This window comes from Shewanella sp. DC2-4 (genome assembly GCF_013248875.1).
Taxonomy (GTDB): Bacteria; Pseudomonadota; Gammaproteobacteria; order Enterobacterales; family Shewanellaceae; genus Shewanella; species Shewanella oncorhynchi.
On record NZ_JABRVR010000002.1, the window covers coordinates 3931187 to 3952024 of the forward strand.

Consider the following 20838-nt stretch of genomic DNA (forward strand, 5'->3'; position numbering starts at 1 on the left):
ATACATTGCAAAACAATAGGAACACATTGATGTCTGAGGGCGAATCTAAAAGTACCCACTTTGGTTACAAAACCGTAGAGGCCGATAAAAAGGCTGAACTCGTTGCCGGCGTGTTTCATTCTGTTGCCGCTAAGTACGACATAATGAACGATGTGATGTCCTTCGGCATTCACCGTTTTTGGAAACGTTACACCATTGAAGTCTCTGGCGCCCGCCCTGGCATGAAAGTGCTCGATTTGGCCGGCGGTACAGGCGACTTAACCGCAAAATTCTCTCATTTAGTGGGCGATAAAGGTGAAGTGGTTTTAGCTGACATTAACGATTCCATGTTAAAAGTCGGGCGCACTAAGTTGCGCGACAAGGGCATAGTCAACAATGTCAGTTATGTGCAAGCCAACGCCGAAGCACTGCCGTTTCCCGATAACCACTTCGACATTATTACCATCGCCTTTGGTCTGCGTAACGTGACCGATAAAGATGCGGCGCTGCGTTCAATGAATCGCGTGCTTAAGCCCGGTGGCAAGTTATTAGTGCTAGAGTTCTCTAAGCCTCAGCATGAAATCATGCGTAAAGTGTATGATTTATATAGCTTCAAAGTCTTACCTAAGATGGGCGAACTCATCACTAAAGATGCCGACAGCTACGAGTATCTGGCTGAATCGATCCGCATGCACCCAGATCAAGACACATTAAAACAAATGATGGTTGATGCAGGCTTTGAACAAGTCGACTACACCAACATGACCGACGGCATTGTCGCATTGCACCGTGGTTATAAATTCTAATGATGCCGCAAAAAGTTGTGCTGCTTGCCTGCGCCGCAATTGAAACGGGTCTGAAAAAACTTCAGGCCCAAGCGGGCGACGATTATTCGCGCCAGCGCCAGTTGCATGGCAAAGTGTTTCGTATCCAATTATCGCAGCTCAGCTGGCCATTCTATTTAGTGTTTGCCAAAGAGATCCAAGTACTGAGCCGCTATGAAGGCGATGTCGATGTCAGTCTACATGCCGATGCGACGACGCTTTACCGCGTGTCCGAAGGCGCCAACCTAACTGAACTAATCAAGCAAGATAAACTCAAGCTTGAGGGCGATCTCAATTTATTACAAAGCTTTAGCCAATATCTACGCGGTATCGAATTTAACTTTGCCGAGCCAATATCCCGTTATTTAGGTGATGGTCCTACTCACAAACTCATCTGTTCTAGCCATCGGGCAAAAGACTTTGCACTCGAAGTGTTGCGTAAAACCCGCTCCCACTTAGGGCAACTCGCAGTTGAAGAGTATCGCCTCGCACCGCACCCAATTGAGTTAATGCACTTTCGCGATCAAATGGATGATTTAGTTGCCGACACTCGCGCGATTGAACAACGGATTGCCCAATTAAGAGACCAAATTAAGCCATGACCTTTGCCAGTATCCGCCGCGGTTACCACGTCATCAAGACCTTACTACAGTACGGGTTAGATGACGTATTGCCGCCAAAGATGACACCTTGGTACTTTAAGCTCGCCCGTAACAGCCTATTCTGGATCCGCAATAAGCATAAAAATAAGCTCGGTGGCGAACGCTTAAAACTGGCGATGCAGGAACTCGGCCCCGTTTATATCAAGCTTGGGCAAATGCTCTCAACCCGCCGCGATTTACTCAGCGATGAATGGGCCAGCGAATTGGCCATGCTACAGGACAAAGTGCCGCCCTTTGATGGTGCACTTGCCCGCCAAGCGATTGAAGCTGAGCTAAAAGCGCCGATTGAATCCCTATTTGATGACTTTAATGAAATACCACTGGCCTCAGCCTCTATTTCTCAGGTGCATACCGCGACCCTCAAATCTAACGGTAAAGACGTCGTACTTAAGGTGCTACGCCCGAATGTAGAAGCCAAGATTCAAGCCGATCTGCAGTTGATGTCGCAAACTGCCAAACTGATTGAATACCTCCTCGGTGAAGGTAACCGCCTGCGCCCTGCTGAAGTGATCGAAGATTACCGCGTGACCATTTTAGGCGAGTTAAACCTTAAGCTCGAAGCCTTAAACGCAGTCAAGCTACGCAATAACTTCCTCAACTCAAATGCGCTCTATGTGCCTTATGTGTATGAAGAGTTTTGCTATCCACGCCTGATGGTGATGGAACGTATTTACGGTATTTCTGTCTCGGATATTGCCGCCCTTAAAGCGCAAGGCACCAACTTTAAGTTATTGGCTGAGCGCGGTGTTGAACTATTTTTTACCCAAGTATTCCGCGATAACTTTTTCCACGCCGACATGCATCCGGGCAATATCTTTATTTCCCGCGATCATCCTGAGAACCCATACTACATTGGGCTCGACTGCGGCATCATGGGCACACTCAGCGAAGTCGATAAGCGCTATCTCGCCGAGAATTTCCTCGCCTTCTTTAATCGCGATTATCACAGAATCGCCCAACTCTATATTGAGTCTGGCTGGGTATCGGAAAAAACCGATCTACAAGCTTTTGAACAGGCGATCAAAGTGGTGTGTGAACCTATGTTCAACAAACCGCTCGATGAGATCTCCTTTGGTCATGTGTTGCTGGAATTATTCCGCACTGCGCGCCACTTCGATATTGTGGTGCAACCGCAATTGGTATTGTTGGAAAAAACCTTACTCTACATCGAAGGCTTAGGCCGTCAGCTGTATCCGCAGTTGGATTTATGGCAAACCGCCAAACCCTTTTTAGAGCAGTGGATGGCCGACCAAGTCGGTCCTAAAGCTATGTTTAAAAAGGTATCCACAAAACTGCCATATTGGGCTGATAAACTACCTGAATTCCCTGAACTAATTTACGATAATCTTAAGTTAGGCAGGAAATTGCTGAGTTCTCAGCAACAAATGCTAGATAAGTATTTGAAATATCAGCAGCAGGCACACAAGAGTAACTACTTGCTTATCACTTCTGCCGTTTTATTGATCTGTGGCACGTTATTGATTAATAGAGACGCTACACTATGGACCCCTTATGTTTGTCTAATTTCAGGCATGATATTGTGGTTTGTAGGATGGCGATCTAGGCCAAAGAATCGCAAATTTTAGCTAGCACTAATTAATCAGAGGTTCATAATAGAACCGATATCAATTAAGAGGATACCTTCATGGGTGGTATTAGTATTTGGCAACTGCTTATCGTTGCGTTAATCGTTGTCTTGTTGTTTGGAACTAAGAAATTACGCTCTTTGGGTGGTGATTTAGGTGGTGCGGTTAAAGGCTTCAAAAACGCCATGTCTTCAGAAGAAGACAAGAAGGCATTAGAAGACACCGAAGCGGCTAAAACAGCGCAAACAACTCAACAGGCGACTGAAAAGAAACCTGAGTCTAACAAAGAACAGGCGTAACTCTTTATGTTTGACGGTATCGGCTTTATGGAGCTGCTGCTGATCGGTGTTTTGGGGCTAGTGGTTCTTGGCCCCGAACGTCTACCGGTTGCGGTGCGTTCGGTAACGAGTTGGATCCGTGCGATGAAACGCATGGCGAACTCGGTAAAAGAAGAACTTGAGCAGGAGCTGAAGATCGAGCAGTTGCATGCCGATCTTAAAAAAGCAGAGAGCAAAGGTTTATCTAACCTCTCACCTGAACTCAAAGAGTCTATTGAGCAACTAAAGCAAGCGGCACAGTCAGTGAACCGCCCTTATCAGGTTCAGGATCCATCAAAAGACACCCCTGCGCCTGAGAATCAAATTCACACACCTGCTCAAGTGAATCCAGTTCAAGCTAGCCAAACTAATCCAACAGCCACTGCAGAGGCGAGTCCAACATCGGCCTCTCCCGCTGCTTCAAGTGAGCCATCTCAGGGCGTGGATACCAGTTCTAACCCGAAAGCCAACGGATAATTCATGTCGCAACAGCAGCCACTTATCAGCCATTTGCTTGAACTTAGGTCCAAGCTGCTAAAATCCATTGCCAGTGTGTTATTAGTGTTCATTTGTAGTGTGTACTGGGCAAATGATATCTACCACTACATGGCAATACCTTTAATGCAGTCTTTACCTCTTGGTGGCAGCATGATTGCGACGGATGTCGCTGCACCATTTTTTGCACCTTTCAAGCTAACCCTCGTTTTATCATTTTTTGTGGCAGTGCCCTACGTGTTATTTCAAATTTGGTCCTTCGTGGCACCGGGTTTATATAAACATGAAAAACGCCTAGTGATGCCACTGCTATTCAGCAGTACCTTATTGTTTTATCTCGGCATTGCATTTGCTTATTATCTTGTATTCCCTGTTGTTTTTGGTTTTTTTGCTAACAATGCGCCAGAGGGAGTTCAAGTTGCGACAGACATTACCAGTTACCTTAACTTTATTCTGAAGCTATTCTTTGCCTTTGGTCTATCCTTTGAAATCCCCATTGCCGTTGTTTTACTCTGTTGGTCAGGTGTCACTACACCTGAAGATCTCAAGCAAAAACGTCCTTACATCATAGTGGGCGCCTTTGTCGTCGGCATGCTGTTAACCCCACCGGATGTGATTTCCCAGACTATGCTTGCTGTACCAATGCTGTTATTGTTCGAAGGCGGTTTATTAGCGGCTCGTTTCTACAGCAAACCAGATGACGAGTCAGACGAAGATACTGAACAAACAAACGACTAACGTCCTCGAAGGCGTTAGGGGAATAATATAATAAGGAACATTCTCATGCGCTTAACTCTTATCACGGCAGCGATCATGCTTGTATCTGTCCAAGCAAATGCCAGCATTGAACAACAGTTAACCCAATGTGCAACAACCGCCGATAAACTCGACCGCTTGATTTGCTATGACAAGCTAGCAGAAAGCGTAAAAGCTGGCACCATTAGCACTCAAGTGATACCGACTACAGTAGCAACAGTTGCAGTCCCTACGACTGCAGCAGCGATAGTGGCAACCGCCCCCCAAGCACCAGCGGCAAAAATTGCCGATAACTTTGGGATGGAAGCCAAGCGTGTTCAAGAAAATACTGTCGATAAGATTTATTTAGAGATTCAATCTATAGCTGAAGATGCCTACGGAGACATTAAAGTGACTTTCACTAACGGTCAGGTATGGAAACAAACTGATGGCCGTAAGTACAATGTTAAGCAAGGTGAAACTGTCTATATTGAAAAAGCCGCTTTAGGTTCTTTTTTAATGGGTACCGATGATCGCAATGCCAAGGTTCGGGTAAAACGCCTAAAATAATGCCCTCATACATAGATATCGCTGTCAATTTACTTGGCAGCGCACTCGAACAAGATACTGTATCGATAATACAAGCGGCGGCGGACCAAGGGGTTTCGCCGTTAATTGTTATTGGCAGCGATTTAACTGAAAGTGCGGCAGCCATTGCTGTCTGCGAGCAATATCCTAACCAACTTTACTGCACTGCTGGTGTGCATCCCCACCATGCCAGTGGTTGGCATGATGGCTCAAACGCTCGACAAGCTGAACTCTGTCACGCACCGCAAGTGGTTGCCGTTGGCGAATGTGGTTTAGACTACAATCGTGATTTCTCCCCGAGACCTATCCAGCGCCAAGCTTTTATCGCGCAACTGGAATTGGCGATTGAACTTCAAATGCCCGTACTTATGCACGAACGCGATGCCCACGAAGACTTTATCGCAATCCTGCGTGAATATCGCCCCCATCTTAATGGTGCGCTTTTACATTGTTTCACAGGCACTCACGCACAGATGGAAGCCTATATTGACCTAGATTTACACTTAGGCATAACAGGTTGGGTCTGCGATGAAAGACGCGGCCAAGAACTAGCGCAACTCGTTCCCTTTATTCCGCAGAATCGCATTTTAATCGAGACAGATAGCCCTTACCTACTCCCCCGTAGTATGCGGCCCAAACCTAAATCGAGCAAAAACAAGCCCGAATACCTTCCTTATATCGCAAATTATATTGCAAACCTACGCGGAGAAAATGCGGATGAGTTTGCAAAACGTTGCTACCAAAATAGCTTAGCGTTTTTTAATTTGGATCGAGTCCATGCTTAACAAAAACATGCCACTCATACTCTTGCTGTGGCTATGGATATGCCCAACACAGGCCTTGGCAACCCTATTAAGCATTGACGAGTCAACCACGACGCCTTTAAACCTTACGCCTTGGTTAATGGTCAGCCACCCTACACCAGCAAAAGAACTGGCCGAAATACAAGCTTTGCCAAAAACTGATTGGCATAACTTTACCAATAAAGACATTCAAAAACTCAGCGGCCATGATTTTTGGCTCAGTTTCAGCTTAACCAGCCCTGACGAAACACTTTCGCGCATTTTAGCGCTAGATAACCCTTTGTTAGACAAGGTAACTATCTACCATTTAGTCAATAATAAACTCATGAATACTGTTCTGATGGGTGATATATTCCCCTATGAGGATCGACCATTCTTGAGCAATATTTTCCTATATCCTTTCAAGATCAACACAGATGACTCCCATACTTTCTATCTGCATATTCAAACTGAAGGTAGTGCTGCAGTACCATTAAACCTATGGTCTTCTAATGACTTAGCTCAAATTGCCGAATCTACCGCCGTTGAGCATGGATTCCAACTTGGTGTACTTGCCGCAATCGGCATTTTTAGTCTTTTTATCGCCATAGCATCGGGCTCATTCAGCTACAGCTATTACTCTGGCTATGTACTTAGCATGACCTTACTCGTTGCCACGATTAACGGTTTTGCCTTCCGATTCCTCTGGCCAGACTGGCCGCTATTACAGCAAGTTATGGTGCCGTTTTTACTGCCAATCGTTATGGCATTTGCGTTAATGTTTACTGAAAAAATATTACAGCTCAAATATTTAAACCGCCGTATGTTACTCACTTGTCGCTATAGTGCTGTGTATATCCTCTGTGTTGGACTCGCCACACCTTTCATCCAATATGGTACAGCGTTATATATTGAGATCATTTCAGTTGCTGTACTCAGCTTGGTCCTCATGGTCTTTGCCATTACTCAGGCTATCAATGGCCATAAACTGGCACGTATGTACACTATTGGCTGGGTGAGTATGCTGACAGGCGCTTGCATCAGTAGCTTGCTATATCTCAGCGTGATTGACCTCAATTTAAAACCGCAAACCCCTGTCATGCTCGGCCTGACATTTGAAATCATCTTTATGTCTCTGGTGCTCGCCATCCGCTATAACGATGAGCGCAAAGCTAAACTACGTATCCAGCAAGAAGCCTTAAAGCAAGCACAGAAAATTCGTAGTGCGCGGGAAGAAGCCCTAAAAGCGGAAGCCGAGAGCAATGAGAAACTCGAACAAATGGTGCAAGAGCGTACTTTAGAACTGGAAATCACCCTCAGAGAATTGCATGAGGTGAATCAAAAGCTCACCGAACAAAGCACTATCGACAGTTTAACTGGGGTCAAAAACCGCAGTGCCTTTGATAAACGTTTAATCGCTGAAAGCCGGATCAGTCGCAGGCAAGAAACACCCATAGCACTGTTAATGCTTGATATTGATCGCTTCAAGCTGATCAACGACAGATTCGGTCATCTTGCAGGCGATCAAGCATTACGTACAATAGCTCAAACATTACAGCAGCATTTAAAACGGCCAACGGATCTAGTGTCACGTTTTGGGGGGGAGGAATTTGCTATCATCCTTCCTAATACAACTGCAGAAGGTGCACTCCAAGTTGCTGAAACAATAAGAGACGCTGTTGCCTCTATTCATTTTGAATGGGAAGGTGAAGCGATACCTTTGACTATCAGTATCGGAGTCAGTGCCGATATAGTGACCCACGATCAACACAGTACTAAATTACTAGAACAAGCAGATAAAGCCCTCTACCAAGCAAAAAACGGTGGGCGTAATCAAGTCAGCTTGTATTTGTCGGATCAAGCAAGACCAGTACCTAATTAGGAGTCAAATGTGAATATCATTACCAGTGCCTTCCCTCAGCGTAGAATGCGCCGCATGCGTAAACATGATTTTAGCCGTCGCCTCATGGCCGAAAATCATCTAACGGTCAATGACTTGATTTACCCAATGTTTATTCTAGAAGGCACTAATCGCAGTGAAAAAATAGCCTCTATGCCCGGTGTTGAACGCTACTCGATAGACTTGCTACTGAAAGAAGCTGAAGAACTGGTTGAGTTAGGTATCCCATTAATCGCACTTTTCCCTGTGACACCTGCAGAGAAAAAAACATTAATGGCAGAAGAAGCCTATAACGCAGATGCCCTAGTGCAACGTGCAGTGCGCGAGCTCAAAAAAGCCTTTCCACAGCTAGGCATCATGACTGACGTGGCACTAGATCCTTTCACCACTCACGGTCAAGACGGCATCATAGACGAAACGGGTTATATCCTTAACGATATCACCACCGAGATTTTAGTGAAGCAAGCACTGTCACACGCCGATGCTGGAGCTGACATCATTGCACCATCGGACATGATGGATGGCCGTATTGGCGCGATTCGCCAAGCATTAGAAGCGGCAGGGCACGTCAACACCCAAATCATGGCTTACTCGGCAAAATACTCTTCAAACTACTACGGTCCATTCCGTGATGCCGTAGGCTCAGCGGGTAACCTCAAAGGTGGCAATAAGCATAGCTATCAAATGGATCCAGCGAACAGTGACGAAGCTTTGCATGAAGTCGCACTCGATATCCAAGAAGGAGCCGATATGGTGATGGTTAAGCCAGGTATGCCGTATTTAGATATAGTGCATCGCGTTAAAACTGAACTTGCAGTGCCAACATTCGCCTATCAAGTCAGTGGTGAATACGCCATGCATATGGCAGCAATCCAGAATGGATGGTTAGCCGAAAAGGCCATCGTCATGGAGTCCCTACTCTGCTTTAAACGCGCAGGCGCAGACGGTATTTTAACTTACTTTGCTAAACGTGCTGCCCAGTGGCTTAAAGAAGCTTAAGCAACCTAATGCGAAAGTACCACCTCAAAGCAGCCTTCTGGCTGCTTTTTTTATCGATTAATAGTGAAAAATCTGGAAGCAAAGCTTGTGTATTGAAGGGAAGACTCGCCAACAAAGCTAATAGCAATACTTACAGTCGGCAGCATTGCTATTAGTGCAAATAATGTTACAGATTACAAAAGCAAAAAAGCCAGCTTATTCAGCTGGCTTGGTTACATCTCAATGAGATAATTAGGCGCTTGGCGATGACCTACTCTCACATGGGGAGACCCCACACTACCATTGGCGCGTTTGCGTTTCACTTCTGAGTTCGGGATGGGATCAGGTGGTTCCACAAGGCTATTGTCACCAAGCAAATTCTTTATTCTAGGATTAAACACTAGATTGTAATGGTGCTGATACCCAGAATCGAACTGGGGACCTCATCCTTACCAAGGATGCGCTCTACCGACTGAGCCATATCAGCAATTCTATACTAATCAATTAAGATTATTTAAATTAGGCGCTTGGCGATGACCTACTCTCACATGGGGAGACCCCACACTACCATCGGCGCGTTTGCGTTTCACTTCTGAGTTCGGGATGGGATCAGGTGGTTCCACAAGGCTATTGTCACCAAGCAAATTCTGTTTATTACCGTGTCCATCTCTGGCTCACGTTAATAATAATTCGGAAAGCTGATTTTCTTTGTTTGAGTTCAACAAGTACAAGGATGTACTTGATGTCATAAATGCAGGAGCATTTTATGACCACTTCATCAAGTGTCGATATTCTGTCTAAGGCTTCTTTGTAAAACCCATCTGGGTTGTATGGTTAAGCCTCTCGAGTCATTAGTACATGTTAGCTCAACGCCTCACAACGCTTACACACCATGCCTATCAACGTCCTAGTCTCGAACGGCTCTTTAGAGGAATTAAATTCCTAGGGATGACTCATCTTAGGGCTCGCTTCCCGCTTAGATGCTTTCAGCGGTTATCGATTCCGAACGTAGCTACCGGGCAATGCCATTGGCATGACAACCCGAACACCAGCGGTTCGTCCACTCCGGTCCTCTCGTACTAGGAGCAGCTCCCTTCAATCATCCAACGCCCACGGCAGATAGGGACCGAACTGTCTCACGACGTTCTGAACCCAGCTCGCGTACCACTTTAAATGGCGAACAGCCATACCCTTGGGACCGACTTCAGCCCCAGGATGTGATGAGCCGACATCGAGGTGCCAAACACCGCCGTCGATATGAACTCTTGGGCGGTATCAGCCTGTTATCCCCGGAGTACCTTTTATCCGTTGAGCGATGGCCCTTCCATTCAGAACCACCGGATCACTATGACCTACTTTCGTACCTGCTCGACGTGTATGTCTCGCAGTTAAGCTGGCTTATGCCATTGCACTAACCGTACGATGTCCGACCGTACTTAGCCAACCTTCGTGCTCCTCCGTTACTCTTTGGGAGGAGACCGCCCCAGTCAAACTACCCACCAGGCACTGTCCCTAATCCCGATAAGGGACCTAGGTTAGAACATCAAAACTACAAGGGTGGTATTTCAAGGACGACTCCATCATGACTAGCGTCACAACTTCAAAGTCTCCCACCTATCCTACACATGTAGGTTCAATGTTCAGTGCCAAGCTATAGTAAAGGTTCACGGGGTCTTTCCGTCTAGCCGCGGGTATACGGCATCTTCACCGCAATTTCAACTTCACTGAGTCTCGGCTGGAGACAGCGTGGCCATCATTACGCCATTCGTGCAGGTCGGAACTTACCCGACAAGGAATTTCGCTACCTTAGGACCGTTATAGTTACGGCCGCCGTTTACGGGGCTTCGATCATGAGCTTCTCTTGCGATAACCCAATCAATTAACCTTCCGGCACCGGGCAGGCGTCACACCGTATACTTCCTCTTGCGAGTTTGCACAGTGCTGTGTTTTTTGATAAACAGTTGCAGCCACTGGTATCTGCGACTCCCGTCAGCTTAGAGAGCAAGTCTCATCACCAACAGGAGCGTACCTTCTCCCGAAGTTACGGTACCATTTTGCCTAGTTCCTTCAGCCGAGTTCTCTCAAGCGCCTTGGTATTCTCTACCCGACCACCTGTGTCGGTTTGGGGGTACGATTCCCACTAACCTGAAGCTTAGAAGATTTTCCCGGAAGCATGGCATCAACTACTTCAGTCCCTTAGGACCTCGTCATCAGCTCTCAGTGTGTACATTAAAGTACGTGTCCCCCGGATTTGCCTAAGAACACCACCTACCACCTTAAACGCGGACTACCAACGCCGCGCTAGCCTAGCCTTCTCCGTCTCTCCATCGCAGTTAGCGGAAGTACAGAAATATTAATCTGTTTCCCATCGATTACGCCTTTCGGCCTCACCTTAGGGGTCGACTCACCCTGCCCCGATTAACGTTGGACAGGAACCCTTGGTCTTTCGGCGAGGGGGGTTTTTCACCCCCTTTATCGTTACTCATGTCAGCATTCGCACTTCTGATACCTCCAGCGTGGGTTACCCCTTCACCTTCAACGGCTTACAGAACGCTCCTCTACCGCGCACAGTAAACTGTGCACCCGTAGCTTCGGTGACTAGCTTAGCCCCGTTACATCTTCCGCGCAGGCCGACTCGACTAGTGAGCTATTACGCTTTCTTTAAATGATGGCTGCTTCTAAGCCAACATCCTAGCTGTCTAAGCCTTCCCACATCGTTTCCCACTTAGCTAGTACTTTGGGACCTTAGCTGACGGTCTGGGTTGTTTCCCTTTTGACGACGGACGTTAGCACCCGCCGTCTGTCTCCCGAGTAGTACTCATTGGTATTCGGAGTTTGCAAAGGGTTGGTAAGTCGGGATGACCCCCTAGCCTTAACAGTGCTCTACCCCCAATGGTATTCGCTCGAGGCGCTACCTAAATAGCTTTCGAGGAGAACCAGATATCTCCCGGTTTGATTGGCCTTTCACCCCCCAGCCACAAGTCATCCGCTAATTTTTTCAACATTAGTCGGTTCGGTCCTCCAGTTGATGTTACTCAACCTTCAACCTGCCCATGGCTAGATCACCGGGTTTCGGGTCTACACCTTGCAACTAAACGCGCAGTTAACACTCGGTTTCCCTACGGCTCCGCTATTCGCTTAACCTCGCTACAAAATGTAAGTCGCTGACCCATTATACAAAAGGTACGCAGTCACGGTCTCAAGAACCGCTCCCACTGCTTGTACGTATACGGTTTCAGGTTCTATTTCACTCCCCTCACAGGGGTTCTTTTCGCCTTTCCCTCACGGTACTGGTTCACTATCGGTCAGTCAGGAGTATTTAGCCTTGGAGGATGGTCCCCCCCATATTCAAACAGGATGTCACGTGTCCCGCCTTACTCGTTTTCATCAATGGTTAGTTTTCATGTACGGGGCTATCACCCTGTGCCGCTGCGCTTTCCAACGCATTCCACTAACACCCCACTGACTTAAGGGCTAATCCCCGTTCGCTCGCCGCTACTAGGGGAATCTCGGTTGATTTCTTTTCCTAAGGGTACTTAGATGTTTCAGTTCCCCTCGTTCGCCTCGCAACACTATGTATTCATGTTGCGATAACAGCTTATGCTGCTGGGTTCCCCCATTCGGACATCGTTAGCTCAAATGCTTGTTACTAGCTCGCCAACGCTTTTCGCAAGTTACTACGTCCTTCATCGCCTCTGACTGCCAAGGCATCCACCGTATACGCTTAGTCGCTTAACCATACAACCCAAATGAGTTTCACTCACCTGAGTCGCATTGCGACCAGCTTGGTTTTACTTGTCTCACTTCTGACCAAAGAAGTGGACGCGCCTTAGACGTAAACTATTCAATAAAGAATAATTTACTTTTGAATATTCAAGACACTTAATAAAGTGTTTGAGAACTCATGTTCAATGCTTTCGCATTAAACGTTTTGTAATTAATCACATGACAGACTCATGCAATTAAATACTATCAGCTTTCCAAATTGTTAAAGAGCGGGCTTAAAAAAAGCCAAAGATAATTTTTTAGTTTATCTTTGGCATCTCTATCCATAGTGCATATGCCTTATTACTTTTCAATAAAGTCAGAATAAGGTGTAAATGGTGGAGCTATGCGGGATCGAACCGCAGACCTCCTGCGTGCAAGGCAGGCGCTCTCCCAGCTGAGCTATAGCCCCATTTACATGCAGTGCGAGTAAGTAAGATGTTCCAAACCTCTAAAAGGATTGGTTTGCCAATCATTTCTTATCAAGGCGGACAGTGGCGACGTTTAGTTCACTAAACGAGTCACTTTCCAACGCTGAGAAGGAAGGATTGGTGGGTCAGAGTGGACTTGAACCACCGACCTCACCCTTATCAGGGGTGCGCTCTAACCAGCTGAGCTACAGACCCATCTTTGATAAACCTATTTAACTAGGTCTATCTTTTACTCTTTCTTCTATCAAGCAAATCTGTGTGAACACTCAACAAACATTAAGTTAGTCGTATAGGTAAGGAGGTGATCCAGCCCCAGGTTCCCCTAGGGCTACCTTGTTACGACTTCACCCCAGTCATGAACCACAAAGTGGTGAGCGCCCCCCCGAAGGTTAAGCTACCCACTTCTTTTGCAGCCCACTCCCATGGTGTGACGGGCGGTGTGTACAAGGCCCGGGAACGTATTCACCGTGGCATTCTGATCCACGATTACTAGCGATTCCGACTTCATGGAGTCGAGTTGCAGACTCCAATCCGGACTACGACGAGCTTTGTGAGATTAGCTCCACCTCGCGGCTTTGCAACCCTCTGTACTCGCCATTGTAGCACGTGTGTAGCCCTACTCGTAAGGGCCATGATGACTTGACGTCGTCCCCACCTTCCTCCGGTTTATCACCGGCAGTCTCCCTAGAGTTCCCACCATTACGTGCTGGCAAATAAGGATAGGGGTTGCGCTCGTTGCGGGACTTAACCCAACATTTCACAACACGAGCTGACGACAGCCATGCAGCACCTGTCTCACGGTTCCCGAAGGCACTAAGCTATCTCTAGCGAATTCCGTGGATGTCAAGAGTAGGTAAGGTTCTTCGCGTTGCATCGAATTAAACCACATGCTCCACCGCTTGTGCGGGCCCCCGTCAATTCATTTGAGTTTTAACCTTGCGGCCGTACTCCCCAGGCGGTCTACTTAATGCGTTAGCTTGAGAGCCCAGTGTTCAAGACACCAAACTCCGAGTAGACATCGTTTACGGCGTGGACTACCGGGGTATCTAATCCTGTTTGCTCCCCACGCTTTCGTGCATGAGCGTCAGTCTTTGTCCAGGGGGCCGCCTTCGCCACCGGTATTCCTCCAGATCTCTACGCATTTCACCGCTACACCTGGAATTCTACCCCCCTCTACAAGACTCTAGTTCGCCAGTTCGAAATGCTATTCCTAGGTTGAGCCCGTGGGCTTTCACATCTCGCTTAACAAACCGCCTGCGCACGCTTTACGCCCAGTAATTCCGATTAACGCTCGGACCCTCCGTATTACCGCGGCTGCTGGCACGGAGTTAGCCGGTCCTTCTTCTGTAGGTAACGTCACAGATGAGCCGTATTAAGACTCACCCTTTCCTCCCTACTGAAAGTGCTTTACAACCCGAAGGCCTTCTTCACACACGCGGCATGGCTGCATCAGGGTTTCCCCATTGTGCAATATTCCCCACTGCTGCCTCCCGTAGGAGTCTGGGCCGTGTCTCAGTCCCAGTGTGGCTGATCATCCTCTCAGAACAGCTAGGGATCGTCGCCTTGGTGAGCCATTACCTCACCAACTAGCTAATCCCACCTAGGTTCATCCAATCGCGGAAGGCCCGAAGGTCCCCTCCTTTCCCCCGTAGGGCGTATGCGGTATTAGCAGTCGTTTCCAACTGTTATCCCCCTCGACTGGGCAGATCCCTAGGCATTACTCACCCGTCCGCCGCTCGCCACCTCAGGAGTAAACTCCCTTGTGCTGCCGCTCGACTTGCATGTGTTAGGCCTGCCGCCAGCGTTCAATCTGAGCCATGATCAAACTCTTCAATTAAAGTTTTGTTGCTTCCGTCTTGCGACTTCAGCGGCTCAATGAATTCTGATTTTTTTGTTCCCACTTAAAAGCAGAAACAAACTGTACATATTACTATGAACACTCATTGTTACATTGATTTAAATTTTTGACTGCCAACCCGAAGGCTAAGCAGTTTCGATTAACTCAACACCTGTGAGTGTCCACACAGATTTGCTTGATAAATTGTTAAAGAGCGTTGACCACACACTGAGTTTTCAGCGGGTCAGGGCTGCGTATTCTACGCATTCCCGTTAGTGCGTCAAGTAGTTTTTTTCAACTTTCTCAACGCTCATCGTTTAGCTCGCTAATCGATGAACTGCATGGCTTTCTTTGCTTAACTTGCGTTACGCTGTCTGCCGTGTCAGTGGATGCGCATTATAGGGAGATTGAGAAAGTCCGCAAGGGCTTTTTTGAGAAAAATGGATCTTTTTTTAATACTTTCAGTTAGTCACACAATACCCCCACTTTATCCTCAGACTTATCCACAAAATGAGTTTTAACGGTTAAATTTGCTTCAGCGACGGGTTAACTTTAGAGGCTATCGATAAGAGTGAAACTATGTTCAATGGGGAATGACAACAATTAGCTATATAAAGAAGAGTAAAAGTGTAATCCGGATGATATGGGAGTAAACGTGAGGCTTAATTCTTAATTAATGAAGAAATAAAAAGGCAACTTAGATAAGTTGCCTTTAGTGTACGTTTTATTCTACTTGTTCAGTTGGCTTAATCTATCAGCAGATTAACTTAACTTGCCGTGGCATTGTTTGTACTTGCGACCAGAGCCACAAGGACAAGGATCGTTGCGACCCACTTTGTCACCATCACGGATCATCGGTGCTTGCGCAGTGACAGTTTCATGCTCATCATCACCACCGCCAACAAGCGACTCTGCCGCTGCGTGTTGATAGTCGCGCTGGATCTTGGCATCTTCTTCACGACGACGCGCTTCCATTTCTTCCACATCTGACTGAGCTTGCACTTGTACTTTCGACAGCACACTGATGACGTCGTGTTTCAAGGTGTTCAGCAGTTGTTGGAATAACTCAAACGACTCACGCTTATATTCTTGCTTTGGATTCTTCTGTGCGTAACCACGTAAGTGGATACCTTGACGCAGATGGTCCATCGCCGCTAAATGCTCTTTCCACAGGCCATCGAGCGTTTGTAGCATAACGGCTTTTTCAAACTGGCGTAGCACTTGTGCGCCAACCATTTCTTCTTTTGCCTTATACGCATCACCCCAAGCAGTGATAATACGCTCACGTAGACTCTCTTCATGCAGATCGTCTTCTTTATCTAACCATTCTTGGATAGGTAATTTGAGCATAAATTCTTGGTGTAGACGTTGCTCTAAACCTGGGATATCCCACAGCTCTTCTACTGATTGCGGTGGAATATACTGATCGATTACCGCGCCAATAACATCGTCTTGGATGTTTTGGATAGTATCTTCAATACTTTCCGCATCCATCAACTCGTTGCGCTGGGCGTAAACCACTTGGCGTTGATCGTTAGCGACGTCATCAAATTCGAGTAATTGCTTACGAATATCGAAGTTACGCGCTTCAACTTTACGTTGAGCGTTTTCGATTGCGCGAGACACCCATGGATGCTCGATCGCTTCGCCTTCTTCCATTCCCAGCTTTTTCATCATGCCAGAGACACGATCCGAGGCAAAGATACGCATTAAGCTATCTTCCATCGACAGGTAGAAGCGTGATGAACCCGCGTCACCTTGACGACCCGCACGACCACGTAACTGGTTATCGATACGGCGTGATTCGTGACGTTCTGTGCCTAGGATATGTAAACCACCCGCAGCAACGACTTCATCATGACGAATTTGCCAATCGGCTTTGATCTTGGCTTTTTGCTCTGCTGTTGGATTATCGAGTTCATCGATTTCCATGTTCCAGTTGCCGCCAAGCACGATATCGGTACCACGACCTGCCATGTTCGTCGCAATAGTCACAGAACCAGTACGGCCAGCTTGCGCGACGATTTCAGCTTCTCGTTCGTGGAATTTAGCATTTAAAACTTCGTGCGGGATCTTTTCCTGCACCATTAAGCGCGCTAACAGTTCAGACTGTTCGATTGAGACTGTACCCACCAATACTGGCTGACCACGTTCGCGGCAATCTTTAATGTCTTTGATGATCGCTTGATATTTTTCATCGGCGGTCAAATAAACCAAATCCGCCATATCCTTACGCACCATTGGACGGTTAGTCGGCACGACGACTGTGTCTAATCCATAGATGTGTTGGAATTCAAATGCTTCAGTGTCGGCTGTACCTGTCATACCTGCCAGCTTCTCGTATTGACGGAAGTAGTTCTGGAAAGTGATCGAAGCCAATGTTTGGTTTTCGTTTTGAATGTGCACGCCTTCTTTGGCTTCGACAGCTTGATGTAAGCCTTCTGACCAACGACGACCCGGCATAGTACGACCCGTGTGTTCATCGACTATGATGACTTCGTTGTCTTGTACTATGTAATCCACATCACGTTCAAACAGCGTGTGCGCACGAAGCGCCGCGTTGACGTGGTGTAACAGGGAAATATTAGCTGCAGAATAGAGTGAGTCGCCTTCGGCTAACATGCCGCGCTCGATCAACAGGTTTTCTACTTTTTCTTGGCCACGCTCGGTAAAATGCACTTGTTTGGCTTTTTCATCAATGCTGTAGTCGCCCTCACCCACAAACTCTTCCGTATCTTCTTTATCTTGACGGATAAGATTAGGGATCAAGGTGTTGATCTTGATGTATAGCTCAGAGCTATCTTCGGCGGCGCCAGAGATGATCAGCGGCGTACGCGCCTCGTCGATTAAGATTGAATCCACTTCATCGATTAGGGCGTAGTGCAACGGACGTTGGACCCTTTCTTGCGGTGAAAACGCCATGTTATCGCGCAGATAATCGAAACCAAACTCGTTGTTGGTCCCGTAAGTGATATCGGCGTTATAGGCAGATTTCTTCTCATGTTGGCCAATACCTGCGACGTTGATTCCTACGGTTAAACCAAGGAATTCAAACAGTGGGCGGTTATTCTCGGCATCACGACGTGCCAAGTAATCGTTCACTGTAATCACGTGGACGCCTTTGCCTGTCAATGCGTTTAAGTAGGCGGGTAAGGTTGCCGTTAAGGTTTTACCTTCACCCGTACGCATTTCAGCAATACGGTTGCTGTCGAGTACCATACCGCCGAGTAACTGTACGTCGAAATGACGCATATCAAATACACGCTTAGACGCTTCACGCACTGTAGCAAAGGCTTCAGCCATGATGCTATCTAATGAAGCTCCAGCAGCTAAACGCTCACGGAACTCTGCGGTTTTCGCCTTTAATGCTTCATCGGTTAATTTTTCATAATCAGCTTCTAATGCGTTAATGCTAATAACGATCTTTTGAAGCCCTTTAAGGGTGCGGTCGTTGCGACTACCAAATACTTTTGTCAGTAATTTACCAAACATCTGAATCACTTATTCTCTGTAGGCCAAGTCCATGATGGAAACTAGAAGCCAATGTTTCAATTAACTTGCTTTGCGGTAGACAAACTTTTGTGGATCTATCTGCTGTCCGCCGCGCAACACTTCATAATGCACATGAGCCCCAGTTGAGCGCCCAGTGCTTCCCATACTGGCGATAGCATCGCCTTTTGCGACCACATCACCTACAGTCACTGACAAAGCTTTATTATGGCCATAACGCGTATGCAAACCGTTACCATGGTCGATTTCAACCAATTCGCCATAACCGAACATATTTCCAGCAAAAGTCACCACGCCTGCAGCAGTCGCAACAACTTTAGCTCCTTCTCGACCGGTAAAATCAATCCCCTTATGCACAGACCTGCGACCGTTGAAAGGGTCATTACGTAATCCGTAGGGCGACGATAACCAACCTTTATCGAGCGGGATACCTGATATATAACGTTCATCATCTATATGGTGGTTAGATGACACTGTTTCAAGTAGTGAAAGCTGAACATTATTATTGTCAATTCGTGATGCCAACTTATCCATATCGTCGATAAGCTGTCCGAGCTCGATGTTAGTGCCTAGTTCGCTCAAACCACCCACACCAACCTCGGATGAAAAATCAAAATCTTCATCCAACTTATTCTGCTGGGCGACCTGTTGACCTAAAGCTTCGAGACGGGTGATCTTGGCTTGCATACGTGCAACATGAGTCACAAGCATAGCCAGTTGAGACTCAGTAGCACTTTTAAGCTCTAAGACTTGTTTCTTTTGTTGTTCGCGCACGAGACGATCGTTATCGACACTGGCTTGCTGATCTTGAAATCGAGCGGAGTTGTGTTGATAAATACCGGACCCAGTGGCCAACAATAGTATTGGAAGTAGCAACCAGCGTTTACTGGGCTGCCAGCGTGTGACGCCATTCCGACCTTGAATAAATACTGTTACACTCATAGCCTAATTCAGCCATCTTATTATCATATGAAAAAGCCCCCTCAAGATCTCAGCCAATTACTGCATCAATCGGGAAAATTACCCGACCTTGCTGAGAAAGCGGAACTACTTATGTATCTGGATCAGCATGTGAAGCAGATTATTGCAGGTCCTGTTGCGGAGCAACTAAAAGTCGCTAATTTCCGCCAGGGTGTTCTTGTGGTTGAAACCACTTCGGCAGCTTGGGCTGCGCGAATTAATTTCCAAAAGCCGAAGCTATTAACCCAGCTTCAAGCAGAAACGCTCCCAATCCTTACCGCAATTGAAGTTAAAGTCAACCCGAGATTAGCAATGTATGACGCAAAGCCTAAACAGGGACATAAAGAATTAAGCCCAGCAGCAGCGGAGCACATTGCAGCATTAGCGGAAAATATTGGCGGTTCACTGGGTGAAAAACTAAAACGGCTGGCCTCATTGGCCAGCCGTAATAAATAATCTTACCGCTTTTTAAGCAAATACAGCGCCACCTGGTACGGTAAAGCTGACGGGGACATCGGCTTCTTTTTCGAAGCTGACCAACTCCCACGCATCCTGTTGCGCGAGTAAAGCACGCACCAATTGGTTGTTCAACGCATGACCGGTTTTATACGCAGTGAACTCACCTAAAATAGCGTGCCCAGCTACATATAAATCACCAAACGCATCTAGAATTTTGTGCTTAACAAATTCGTCCTCATAACGCAGGCCGTCGGGATTAAGGACGCGATATTCATCAAGTACAACAGCGTTTTCCATGCTGCCGCCCAACGCTAGGTTATTAGCTCGCAAATATTCGATATCACGCATAAACCCAAAAGTACGGGCGCGGCTGATATCTTTCACGAAAGCAGAAGTTGAAAAGTCCATCACCACATGCTGTTGGCTACGAGCGATTTCTGGATGCGCAAAATCAATTTTAAAATTGACTCTAAAACCTTTAAACGGTTTTAACTCGGCCCATTTATCGCCATCTTCAACGCGCACAGGGCGCTTAATCTTTAAGTACTTCTTAGGCGCGGCCTGCTCTTTAATACCCGCAGACTGCAACAAGAAGACGAATGGGCTTGCACTGCCATCCATAATAGGAATTTCAGGCGCGTCCACTTCGATTACAGCGTTATCTATGCCTAAACCCGCAAGTGCTGCAAATAAATGCTCAATGGTCGAGATACGAATACCTTCGTCATTGACAAGTGCCGTACACATAGTGGTTTCACGAACTTGCTCCGCCTTCGCTGGAATGGCGACGGCAGGACTCAAATCGGTGCGCACGAGTACGATCCCTGAATTAACGGGCGCGGGCATAATGCTCAAAGTGACCTTGTTGCCAGAATGCAATCCGACACCAGTTGTTTTCACCATTTTCTGAACAGTTCGTTGAAATATCATTCAGTTACCCGTTTATATGCCAATTATAAAGCCTAATATTTGTACACTCAGCGTCGGCAAATCGAGCCGCACTGGTTCAACATAATAACATAACTTTATT

14 protein-coding genes, 3 tRNA genes and 4 rRNA genes are annotated in these 20838 nt (G+C 46.9%); 11 read left to right on the forward strand and 10 right to left on the reverse strand.

Going from position 1 to position 20838, the window contains the following annotated elements; translation table 11 throughout:
* Positions 1–29 precede the first annotated feature (29 nt).
* Genes ubiE through hemB form a run of 10 tightly spaced genes read left to right on the forward strand, consistent with a single transcriptional unit; the run spans position 30 to position 8867 of the window.
* Positions 30–785 (forward strand): bifunctional demethylmenaquinone methyltransferase/2-methoxy-6-polyprenyl-1,4-benzoquinol methylase UbiE, encoded by a 756-nt coding sequence (gene ubiE / locus HQQ92_RS17830; protein WP_006083326.1) that lies wholly within the window; start codon positions 30–32, stop codon positions 783–785.
* Positions 785–1405: an SCP2 domain-containing protein gene (locus HQQ92_RS17835; protein ID WP_173247319.1), complete on the forward strand. Its 621-nt coding sequence runs from the start codon at positions 785–787 to the stop codon at positions 1403–1405. The genes ubiE and HQQ92_RS17835 overlap by 1 nt, the downstream gene beginning before the upstream one ends.
* The gene (gene ubiB, locus HQQ92_RS17840; protein WP_173247322.1) at positions 1402–3051 is read left to right on the forward strand and encodes a ubiquinone biosynthesis regulatory protein kinase UbiB; all 1650 of its coding nucleotides are present in this window, start codon (positions 1402–1404) and stop codon (positions 3049–3051) included. Before HQQ92_RS17835 ends, ubiB begins: the two co-directional genes overlap by 4 nt.
* 59 nt (positions 3052–3110) lie before the next feature.
* Positions 3111–3350 (forward strand): Sec-independent protein translocase subunit TatA, encoded by a 240-nt coding sequence (tatA, locus tag HQQ92_RS17845; protein WP_006083329.1) that lies wholly within the window; start codon positions 3111–3113, stop codon positions 3348–3350.
* A 6-nt stretch (positions 3351–3356) separates the two neighbouring features.
* Positions 3357–3845, forward strand: coding sequence for a Sec-independent protein translocase protein TatB (gene tatB, locus HQQ92_RS17850; RefSeq protein WP_173247326.1), 489 nt, complete (start codon positions 3357–3359; stop codon positions 3843–3845).
* A 3-nt stretch (positions 3846–3848) separates the two neighbouring features.
* On the forward strand, positions 3849–4601 hold the full coding sequence (tatC, locus tag HQQ92_RS17855) for a twin-arginine translocase subunit TatC (RefSeq protein ID WP_113940134.1): 753 nt from the start codon (positions 3849–3851) through the stop codon (positions 4599–4601).
* Between the two features lie 45 nt (positions 4602–4646).
* Positions 4647–5168, forward strand: coding sequence for a hypothetical protein (locus tag HQQ92_RS17860; protein ID WP_173247331.1), 522 nt, complete (start codon positions 4647–4649; stop codon positions 5166–5168).
* Positions 5168–5971, forward strand: coding sequence for a TatD family hydrolase (locus HQQ92_RS17865; RefSeq protein WP_173247335.1), 804 nt, complete (start codon positions 5168–5170; stop codon positions 5969–5971). Before HQQ92_RS17860 ends, HQQ92_RS17865 begins: the two co-directional genes overlap by 1 nt.
* The gene (locus tag HQQ92_RS17870) at positions 5964–7850 is read left to right on the forward strand and encodes a diguanylate cyclase (protein WP_173247338.1); all 1887 of its coding nucleotides are present in this window, start codon (positions 5964–5966) and stop codon (positions 7848–7850) included. The genes HQQ92_RS17865 and HQQ92_RS17870 overlap by 8 nt, the downstream gene beginning before the upstream one ends.
* A gap of 9 nt (positions 7851–7859) precedes the next feature.
* Entirely contained in the window at positions 7860–8867 is a 1008-nt protein-coding gene (gene hemB / locus HQQ92_RS17875) for a porphobilinogen synthase (RefSeq protein ID WP_105251204.1), read from the forward strand.
* Between the two features lie 237 nt (positions 8868–9104).
* On the opposite strand, the gene rrf (HQQ92_RS17880) is transcribed toward hemB, so the two are convergent.
* From rrf (HQQ92_RS17880) to HQQ92_RS17920, 9 genes are all read right to left on the reverse strand, one after another.
* A 5S ribosomal RNA gene (gene rrf, locus HQQ92_RS17880) occupies positions 9105–9220 on the reverse strand.
* A 37-nt stretch (positions 9221–9257) separates the two neighbouring features.
* Positions 9258–9333, reverse strand: a tRNA-Thr gene (locus tag HQQ92_RS17885).
* 38 nt (positions 9334–9371) lie between these two features.
* Positions 9372–9487 (reverse strand): 5S ribosomal RNA (gene rrf, locus HQQ92_RS17890).
* A gap of 189 nt (positions 9488–9676) precedes the next feature.
* A 23S ribosomal RNA gene (locus HQQ92_RS17895) occupies positions 9677–12584 on the reverse strand.
* Positions 12585–12947: 363 nt separating this feature from the next.
* Positions 12948–13023, reverse strand: a tRNA-Ala gene (locus tag HQQ92_RS17900).
* Between the two features lie 137 nt (positions 13024–13160).
* Positions 13161–13237, reverse strand: a tRNA-Ile gene (locus HQQ92_RS17905).
* 99 nt (positions 13238–13336) lie between these two features.
* Positions 13337–14879: ribosomal RNA gene (locus HQQ92_RS17910) — 16S ribosomal RNA — on the reverse strand.
* The 16S, 23S and 5S rRNA genes sit together here with 3 tRNA genes alongside, the layout of an rRNA operon.
* 762 nt (positions 14880–15641) lie before the next feature.
* Entirely contained in the window at positions 15642–18371 is a 2730-nt protein-coding gene (gene secA / locus HQQ92_RS17915; protein ID WP_173248712.1) for a preprotein translocase subunit SecA, read from the reverse strand.
* 60 nt (positions 18372–18431) lie between these two features.
* Positions 18432–19331 (reverse strand): M23 family metallopeptidase, encoded by a 900-nt coding sequence (locus tag HQQ92_RS17920; RefSeq protein ID WP_105251201.1) that lies wholly within the window; start codon positions 19329–19331, stop codon positions 18432–18434.
* Between the two features lie 27 nt (positions 19332–19358).
* Between HQQ92_RS17920 and HQQ92_RS17925 the strand changes: the two genes are divergently transcribed.
* Entirely contained in the window at positions 19359–19805 is a 447-nt protein-coding gene (locus tag HQQ92_RS17925) for a DUF721 domain-containing protein (protein WP_106648311.1), read from the forward strand.
* Between the two features lie 12 nt (positions 19806–19817).
* Here HQQ92_RS17925 and lpxC read toward each other — a convergent pair whose 3' ends face one another.
* Positions 19818–20738, reverse strand: coding sequence for a UDP-3-O-acyl-N-acetylglucosamine deacetylase (lpxC, locus tag HQQ92_RS17930; RefSeq protein ID WP_011845621.1), 921 nt, complete (start codon positions 20736–20738; stop codon positions 19818–19820).
* Between the last annotated feature and the right edge of the window lie 100 nt (positions 20739–20838).